The organism is Pseudomonas sp. GM33, from assembly GCF_000282295.1.
GTDB classification, from domain to species: domain Bacteria; phylum Pseudomonadota; class Gammaproteobacteria; order Pseudomonadales; family Pseudomonadaceae; genus Aquipseudomonas; species Aquipseudomonas laurylsulfatiphila.
The window spans coordinates 58,178-66,245 of record NZ_AKJO01000008.1 but is presented as its reverse complement, the minus strand read 5'-3'; the positions used below and the strand labels follow the sequence as shown (position 1 = coordinate 66,245).

Below are 8,068 nucleotides of genomic sequence, written 5' to 3'. Positions count from 1 at the left end.
CGCTCCCACAGGGGTTTTGTGTAAACCCGCATCAGGTAACCGACACAAGTCCAATGTGGGAGCGGGCTTGCTCGCGAAGGCGCCCTAAATGACACAACACCCAAGCTCTGGCCGCTCTGGCATGGGCCTTGCGTACCTGTCATTCAGCGTTTCACCCAACCCGTCACACCCGAAAGTCCAAAAGATCGAACAATAAAAAATAGAGAGGACTTATGACTACTTCTTCCACACAGCTCAAACCCACACTCGGCACCCTGCACCTTTGGGGCATTGCCGTCGGCCTGGTGATCTCCGGCGAGTACTTCGGCTGGAGCTACGGCTGGGGTACCGCAGGCACCCTGGGTTTTCTCGTCACCGCGTTGATGGTGGCGACGATGTACACGTGCTTCATTTTCAGCTTCACCGAACTGACGACGGCGATTCCCCACGCTGGCGGGCCATTTGCCTATAGTCGCCGGGCCTTTGGTGAGAAAGGCGGGTTGATCGCCGGCATCGCCACCCTGATCGAATTCGTCTTTGCCCCACCGGCCATCGCCATGGCCATCGGCGCCTACCTCAACGTGCAATACCCGGAACTGGACCCGAAGATCGCCGCCGTTGGCGCCTATTTCGTGTTCATGGGCCTGAATATCCTCGGCGTCAGCATCGCGGCCACCTTCGAACTGGTGGTCACCGTACTGGCCGTCGCAGAACTGCTGGTGTTCATGGGCGTGGTCGCCCCGGGCTTCAGTTTCAGCAACTTTGTACTGAACGGCTGGTCGGGTGCCAATGAATTCACGATGAGCTCGATTCCTGGCATTTTCGCCGCCATTCCCTTCGCGATCTGGTTTTTTCTCGCTATCGAAGGCGCAGCCATGGCCGCCGAGGAAGCCAAGGACCCGAAACGCACCATCCCCAAGGCCTACGTCAGCGGCATTCTGACCCTGGTGTTCCTGGCCATCGGCGTGATGGTGATGGCCGGCGGCGTCGGCGACTGGCGCCAACTGTCGAACATCAACGATCCGCTGCCCCAGGCGATGAAAGCCGTGGTCGGCAATAATTCGACCTGGATGCACATGCTGGTGTGGATCGGTCTGTTCGGCCTGGTGGCGAGTTTCCACGGGATCATTCTTGGCTATTCACGCCAGTTCTTCGCCCTGGCTCGCGCTGGCTACCTGCCCAAAGGCCTGGCCAAACTCTCGCGCTTCCAGACGCCGCACCGGGCTATTCTGGCCGGTGGCGTGATCGGCATTGCGGCCATCTACAGCGATGGCCTGGTGAACCTGCAAGGCATGACGCTGACGGCGGCGATGATCACCATGTCGGTATTCGGCGCCATCGTGATGTACATCATCAGTATGCTGAGCCTGTTCAAACTGCGTAAAACCGAACCGAACCTGGAACGCACCTTCCGCGCACCGGGCTATCCGATCGTACCGGGGATCGCGCTGTTCCTGGCGGTGGTGTGCCTGGTGGCGATGGCGTGGTTCAACACCTTGATCGGCCTGATCTTCCTCGGGTTCATGATCGCCGGTTACCTGTACTTCCAGTTGACCGCCCGGCAGCGCTCCGAAGCACCGGCGGACGCTATGCTCGAAGGTATATGAAATGCACCGGTGCCGGGCCCGCTGCCCGGCACCTGCATGATTGAAGTGCACGCAGTTCCCCTGTGGGAGCGGGCTTGCTCGCGAAGGCGTCGTGTCAGTCGGCATCCATTTTGAATGACACACCGCATTCGCGAGCAAGCCCGCTCCCACAGGAAGAGCAGATTGCAGTAATTATTGGAGGACACCGCCCCATGGCCACATTCGCCCATACCGTCGGCGCCCAGACTTACCGCTTCGACAACCTCAAGGAAGTGATGGCCAAGGCCAGCCCGGCCCGCTCCGGAGATTTTCTGGCCGGCGTCGCCGCGCTCAACGATGGCGAGCGAGTGGCCGCACAGATGGCTTTGGCCGACACGCCGCTAAGTCACTTTCTGCAGGAAGCACTGATCCCCTACGAATCCGATGAAGTGACGCGTCTGATCATCGACACCCACGACAAAAATGCCTTCGCGGTCGTCAGCCACCTCACCGTCGGCGGTTTTCGCGACTGGCTGCTCAGTGATGCCGCCGATGAACAGGTCCTGCGCGCCCTGGCACCCGGTCTGACGCCGGAAATGGCCGCCGCCGTATCAAAGATCATGCGTGTGCAGGATCTGGTGCTGGTGGCGCAAAAAATCCGCGTGGTCACGCAGTTTCGCGGCACCCTGGGTCTGCGCGGGCGCCTGTCCACGCGACTGCAACCGAACCACCCCACCGACGAACCGGCCGGCATCGCCGCGAGCATTCTCGACGGCCTGCTGCACGGCAATGGCGACGCGATGATCGGCATCAACCCGGCCACCGACAGCATTGCCTCGATTTGCGCGATGCTGGAGATGCTCGACGCAATCATCCAGCGCTACGAAATCCCGACCCAGGCGTGTGTGCTGACCCATGTCACCACGTCGATCGAGGCGGTCAATCGCGGCGTCCCGTTGGATCTGGTGTTCCAGTCGATCGCCGGCACCGAAGCGGCCAATGCCAGTTTCGGCATCAACCTGAGCGTGTTGAAGGAAGGCTATGACGCCGGATTGAGTTTGAATCGCGGCACCCTGGGCCAGAACCTGATGTACTTCGAAACCGGCCAGGGCAGCGCTCTGTCGGCCAACGCTCACCATGGTGTCGATCAACAAACCTGCGAAACCCGCGCCTATGCCGTCGCGCGTCACTTCAACCCGTTTCTGGTCAACACCGTTGTCGGCTTTATCGGCCCGGAATACCTGTACAACGGCAAACAGATCATCCGCGCCGGACTGGAGGACCACTTCTGCGGCAAATTGCTCGGTGTGCCCATGGGTTGCGACATCTGCTACACCAACCATGCCGAAGCCGACCAGGACGACATGGACACCCTGCTGACCCTGCTGGGTGTCGCCGGGATCAACTTCATCATGGGTATCCCGGGTTCCGACGACATCATGCTCAACTACCAGACCACCTCGTTCCACGATGCGCTCTACGCCAGACAGACCCTGGGGTTGAAGCCCGCGCCGGAGTTCGAGCAATGGCTGGCGAAAATGGGCATCTTCACTCAATCGGACGGCAGGATTCTCTTCGGTGACAGCCTTCCGCCGGCTTTTCGGCAGGCCTTGGCGCAATTGGGATGAGTAATGACATGGATAAACTACCCTTCGACCCCCACAACCCATGGCTGGAACTGCGACGCCTGACACCGGCGCGAATTGCCCTGGGCCGAACCGGCACCAGTATTCCCACCCGCGCGCAACTGGACTTCCAGTACGCCCACGCCCAGGCACGGGATGCGGTGCACTTGCCGTTCGATCACGCGGCACTCAACTCACAACTGGCCGAACGCGGACACGAAAGCCTTTTGCTGCACAGCGCCGCAATCGACCGCAACAGTTACCTGCAACGCCCGGACCTGGGACGAAAGCTGAGTGATGCGTCGGCAAAAAACCTGCGTGACTACGCTACGGCGCATCCTGGCGGAGTCGATCTGGTGATTGTGATCGCCGACGGCCTGTCGGCACTGGCCGTTCATCGCCATACCCTGCCCTTTCTGGCACGCCTCGAAGAACAGATTGCAGCTGAAGGCTGGACTGTTGCGCCGGTGATATTGGTGGAACAGGGGCGCGTGGCGGTCGCTGACGAAATCGGTGAGCTGCTGGGTGCGAAAATGACCGTCATCCTCATCGGCGAACGCCCTGGCCTCAGCTCCCCGGACAGCCTGGGATTATATCTCACCTACAATCCCAAAGTCGGCCTTACCGATGCCTACCGCAATTGCATCTCCAACGTGCGGCTCGAGGGCCTGAGTTACGGCATGGCGGCACACCGTTTGCTGTACTTGATGCGCGAAGCCTGCCGACGGCAGTTGTCAGGGGTCAATCTGAAGGATGAAGCACAGGTTCAGACACTGGAATCGGACGCGGGAGCCGACATGAAAGATAATTTCCTGCTTGGGCCGCCGAATGCCTGAACCGCTTCCGCATTGCACATTCGTACCAGTTTAAGGCAGGATCGTTGCACGGCCGCCAAGGGTTTCCCATCGCCGTCAGAGACGTAAGACAGCCACTTGAAGACGAGACCTACCATGCGGATTATTCAAGCGACCCTCGAACACCTGGACCTGCTGACCCCGTTGTTCGTCAAATATCGCGAGTTTTATGGCTCCCTGCCGTATCCGGACTCGTCCCGGGCGTTCCTCGAAAAACGCCTGCGTCGCAAGGAGTCGGTGATCTACCTCGCGCTGTCCGATGACGACAGCCACAAGCTGATGGGCTTCTGTCAGCTGTACCCGAGCTTCTCCTCGCTGTCACTCAAACGCGTGTGGATCCTCAACGACATCTATGTCGCCGAGGACGCCCGCCGCCAGTTGGTGGCCGACAACCTGATCCGTACCGCGAAAAAAATGGCCAAGGAAACCAATGCCGTACGCATGCGCGTTTCCACCAGCAGCAACAACGAAATCGCGCAGAAAACCTACGAATCCATCGGATTCAAGGTAGACACCGAATTCAAGAACTATGTGCTGCCGATCAGCGACGAACTCTGAATCACCTGCGCCCTGCTCGCGCTGGCATCGCGAGCAGGTTCGCTCCCACCTGTTCGTTATCAAACATCAGCCCTGTCATGACATTCCCCGCTACAATCTCGACGCGATTTTCACCACTCGCCTCGTATAATCCCGATATTCCCGGCTTGTAAGAAAAACTACCCCTATCCGTAGTCTTACGCGAAGTCATCCGCACAGGCCTGCAGAGTCGGGCCAATACCACAGGTGCTATCCATGGATTTCAACCCGATCGACATTGTCCTGCATCTCGACGTCTACCTCGACATGCTTGTAGCCAACTACGGGGCATGGATCTACGCCATTCTGTTCCTGGTGATCTTTTGTGAAACCGGCCTGGTGGTCATGCCCTTCCTGCCGGGCGACTCCCTGCTGTTCATCGCCGGCGCCGTGGCGGCCGGTGGCGGCATGGATCCGGTACTGCTCGGCGGCCTGCTGATGCTGGCGGCGATCCTGGGCGACAGCACCAACTACATCATCGGACGAACGGCGGGTGAAAAACTGTTCAGCAATCCGAACTCGAAGATCTTCCGCCGCGACTACCTGCAACAAACCCACGATTTCTACGACAAGCATGGCGGCAAAACCGTGACCCTGGCGCGCTTCCTGCCCATCATCCGAACCTTTGCACCCTTCGTCGCCGGTGTGGGGAAAATGCCCTATCCGCGCTTCTTCGCCTTCAGTGTGCTGGGCACCATCCTGTGGGTCGGTGGCCTGGTGACCCTCGGTTATTTCTTCGGCAACGTACCGTTCATCAAGAAGAACCTGTCGCTGCTGATTGTGGGCATCATCCTGTTGTCGCTGGTGCCGATGATCATCGGCATGGTGCGTAGCCGCCTTGCCGGTTCGAGCTCCAAAGCCGAATCGCGCTGACACGATGTGGTCCCTGAGCGCCTGGCGTCGCCGGCGCACCCTGGCCAGGCACCCGATTGCCGATGACATGTGGCAACGGGTGCGTCATCACCTGAGCTTTCTCGATGGCATCAGTGCCGCCGAAGACCAATGGCTGCGCGAAGCCTGCGTGCTGTTCCTCGAAGACAAGCACCTGACCGCCCTCCCCGGCGTAGAACTGCACCAGGAGCAACGCTTGCTGCTCGCTGCCCAGGCGCAACTGCCGCTGCTTCACCTCGGCGACCTGAACTGGTATCAGGGCTTCCACGAAATCATTCTCTATCCCGACGACTTCCTCAGCCCCCAGCGCCATCGCGACGCCAGCGGTGTCGAGCATGAATGGGACGGTGAGCACAGCGGAGAAGCCTGGCAGCAAGGCCCGATCATCCTCGCCTGGCCCGGCGTTTTGGCCAGCGGAGGCTGGGAAGGCTACAACCTGGTGATCCACGAACTGGCGCACAAACTCGACATGCTCAACGGTGACGCCAACGGCCTGCCGCCACTGCATCCCGACATGCGGGTCAGCGACTGGGCCAAGGTCATGCAAGAGGCCTACGACGACCTGGACCGGCAACTGGAACGCAATCCCGACGCTGAAACCGCCATCGACCCGTACGCCGCCGAAAACCCTGCCGAGTTTTTCGCCGTCACCAGCGAATACTTCTTCAGCGCCCCGGATTTGCTGCACGAGGCCTATCCACAGGTGTACCAGCAGCTGAAGCTGTTCTATCGCCAGGACCCGCTGGCAAGGTTGAAGCAACTTCAGGCGCATGACCCTGTCTATCAGGCACACCAGTGAGCGCCATACGACTTCTGGTACATGGCGTCGACACAGGAATATGCCTATAATCGCCGCCACTTTTTGGTCAATCCGGCCAAGTGTTTCTGGTCAACTAACGGGGGCAACGCCCAATGAGCTACAGCAAGATTCCGGCTGGCAAAGACCTGCCGAACGACATCTACGTCGCGATCGAGATTCCGGCCAACCACGCGCCGATCAAATACGAAATCGACAAAGACAGCGATTGCCTGTTCGTTGACCGTTTCATGGCCACCCCAATGTTCTACCCGGCCAACTACGGTTACATCCCGAACACCCTGGCTGACGACGGTGATCCCCTCGACGTGCTGGTCGTGACCCCTTACCCGGTTGCTCCTGGTTCGGTAATCCGCGCTCGCCCGGTCGGCATCCTGAACATGACCGACGACGGCGGCGGCGATGCCAAAGTCATCGCAGTTCCGCACGACAAGCTGTCCCAGCTGTACGTCGACGTCAAGGAATACACCGACCTGCCAGCACTGCTGATCCAGCAGATCGAGCACTTCTTTGCGAACTACAAAGATCTCGAAAAAGGCAAATGGGTGAAGATCGAAGGCTGGGCCGGTGCAGACGCCGCCCGCGACGCGATCACCAAGTCGGTTGCAGCCTATAAAGGTTAAGAGAAGCCGCGAGCTTCCAGCGACAGGCTTCAAGAAAAACCCCGGGTGATCCGGGGTTTTTTGTGGGCGCTTGATAAGCGCGTTAAACATGATGTTTGTCCTTGTTCGATCTTGGTTTTTATCTGTTTAAAATTCCTCAAGAACGTCTTACATCCGGTCGTAAATTACCCACGAAATTTGAACGAGGCGTTTATTCAAACCCTTACCCGCCGTCAGTAGACTCGCGTTCATGAAAAAGAACACTAGCGGCCCACGCTTTAAAGCGCTCCTCGAAGCAGCGAACATCACAACCACCGGATTTGCCGACTTTCTGGATACGGCTCCGCAAAATGTCCATAACTGGTACACCCGCGGCGTGCCTGCCCATTGCATGGAAGAAGTCGCCAGAAAACTCTCCGTCAACAGTGACTGGCTGAAAACCGGCGAAGGCTCGAAAGACGCCCGGCATCTGCGCCTGATCGAGGAGTCAGGCAACATCTTCGACGCCCAAACCATCCGCGGTATCTACACGGTCATCGAGCCTGTCGACGTCGAACTGCCTTTCTACAAAGAAGCTGTCATCGCCCCGGGATCCAACAAAACCCACGTCATAGAAGATCCCGAGACGTCCATTCGCCTGCCCCGCAGCCATCTCGACTCACTGGAAATCAACCACGCCGACGCCATCTGCGCCTTCATGAGCGGTAACAGCATGGGCGAGAAAATTGAAGACGGTTCGACCCTGGCGATTGATCGTGGCCTGACCCAGATTATCGATGGCGAGATCTACGCCATCGAACATGACGGCATGCTGCGCATCAAGTACCTGCACCGACTACCGGGCAACTCCCTGCGATTGCGCAGCCACAACCGCGCCGAGTACCCGGATGAAATCTTCCGGGCGGCACAAATCGAGGAACAGAACATCCGGGTACTGGGCTGGGTGTTCTGGTGGTCGACCCTGAACAAACGGCGGCCCGCGGTGCCGTTTCTTTAAACGCTCCACAACGCCCATCGGCCATCCAGCCAGGTGGCCGAACAGCTCTGCACGGCACTTCCCGCTGGGAATTTGCGCTAAACCTGCGTATGCTGCGCCCCACATTTGCGCATCGACCCGCCCTGCGGCTCAGATGCGCTGACCTGACAGATGACTTTCTCA

The 8,068-nt window shown here is 59.1% G+C and carries 8 protein-coding genes; all 8 read left to right on the top strand.

What is annotated here, in order from left to right:
• Positions 1–212 precede the first annotated feature (212 nt).
• The 8 genes from eat (at position 213) to PMI26_RS27745 (ending at position 7,906) form a co-directional block, all read left to right on the top strand.
• Positions 213–1,586: an ethanolamine permease gene (eat, locus tag PMI26_RS27710; RefSeq protein ID WP_007970200.1), complete on the top strand. Its 1,374-nt coding sequence runs from the start codon at positions 213–215 to the stop codon at positions 1,584–1,586.
• A 191-nt stretch (positions 1,587–1,777) separates the two neighbouring features.
• Positions 1,778–3,172 carry an ethanolamine ammonia-lyase subunit EutB gene (locus PMI26_RS27715; protein WP_007970199.1) on the top strand — a complete coding sequence of 465 codons (1,395 nt, stop codon included), beginning with the start codon at positions 1,778–1,780 and terminating at the stop codon, positions 3,170–3,172.
• The gene (gene eutC, locus PMI26_RS27720; RefSeq protein WP_443200831.1) at positions 3,169–4,005 is read left to right on the top strand and encodes an ethanolamine ammonia-lyase subunit EutC; all 837 of its coding nucleotides are present in this window, start codon (positions 3,169–3,171) and stop codon (positions 4,003–4,005) included. The genes PMI26_RS27715 and eutC overlap by 4 nt, the downstream gene beginning before the upstream one ends.
• 114 nt (positions 4,006–4,119) lie before the next feature.
• The gene (locus PMI26_RS27725; protein WP_007970197.1) at positions 4,120–4,581 is read left to right on the top strand and encodes a GNAT family N-acetyltransferase; all 462 of its coding nucleotides are present in this window, start codon (positions 4,120–4,122) and stop codon (positions 4,579–4,581) included.
• A gap of 234 nt (positions 4,582–4,815) precedes the next feature.
• Entirely contained in the window at positions 4,816–5,472 is a 657-nt protein-coding gene (locus PMI26_RS27730) for a DedA family protein (protein WP_007970195.1), read from the top strand.
• Between the two features lie 4 nt (positions 5,473–5,476).
• Entirely contained in the window at positions 5,477–6,289 is an 813-nt protein-coding gene (locus tag PMI26_RS27735) for a zinc-dependent peptidase (protein ID WP_007970193.1), read from the top strand.
• A gap of 113 nt (positions 6,290–6,402) precedes the next feature.
• The gene (gene ppa / locus PMI26_RS27740; protein ID WP_007894323.1) at positions 6,403–6,930 is read left to right on the top strand and encodes an inorganic diphosphatase; all 528 of its coding nucleotides are present in this window, start codon (positions 6,403–6,405) and stop codon (positions 6,928–6,930) included.
• Positions 6,931–7,159: 229 nt separating this feature from the next.
• A complete protein-coding gene (locus PMI26_RS27745; RefSeq protein ID WP_007970191.1) occupies positions 7,160–7,906 on the top strand; it encodes a LexA family transcriptional regulator in 747 nt (248 codons plus the stop codon).
• The last annotated feature ends 162 nt before the right edge of the window (positions 7,907–8,068 follow it).

What these genes read in the sequence shown, in the direction of transcription:
- ppa (WP_007894323.1), top strand. Translation starts at nt 6,403, where the DNA reads ATGAGCTACAGCAAGATTCCGGCTGGCAAAGACCTGCCGAACGACATC.
- PMI26_RS27745 (WP_007970191.1), top strand. Translation starts at nt 7,160, where the DNA reads ATGAAAAAGAACACTAGCGGCCCACGCTTTAAAGCGCTCCTCGAAGCA.
- PMI26_RS27715 (WP_007970199.1), top strand. Translation starts at nt 1,778, where the DNA reads ATGGCCACATTCGCCCATACCGTCGGCGCCCAGACTTACCGCTTCGAC.
- eutC (WP_443200831.1), top strand. Translation starts at nt 3,169, where the DNA reads ATGAGTAATGACATGGATAAACTACCCTTCGACCCCCACAACCCATGG.
- PMI26_RS27725 (WP_007970197.1), top strand. Translation starts at nt 4,120, where the DNA reads ATGCGGATTATTCAAGCGACCCTCGAACACCTGGACCTGCTGACCCCG.
- PMI26_RS27730 (WP_007970195.1), top strand. Translation starts at nt 4,816, where the DNA reads ATGGATTTCAACCCGATCGACATTGTCCTGCATCTCGACGTCTACCTC.
- PMI26_RS27735 (WP_007970193.1), top strand. Translation starts at nt 5,477, where the DNA reads ATGTGGTCCCTGAGCGCCTGGCGTCGCCGGCGCACCCTGGCCAGGCAC.
- eat (WP_007970200.1), top strand. Translation starts at nt 213, where the DNA reads ATGACTACTTCTTCCACACAGCTCAAACCCACACTCGGCACCCTGCAC.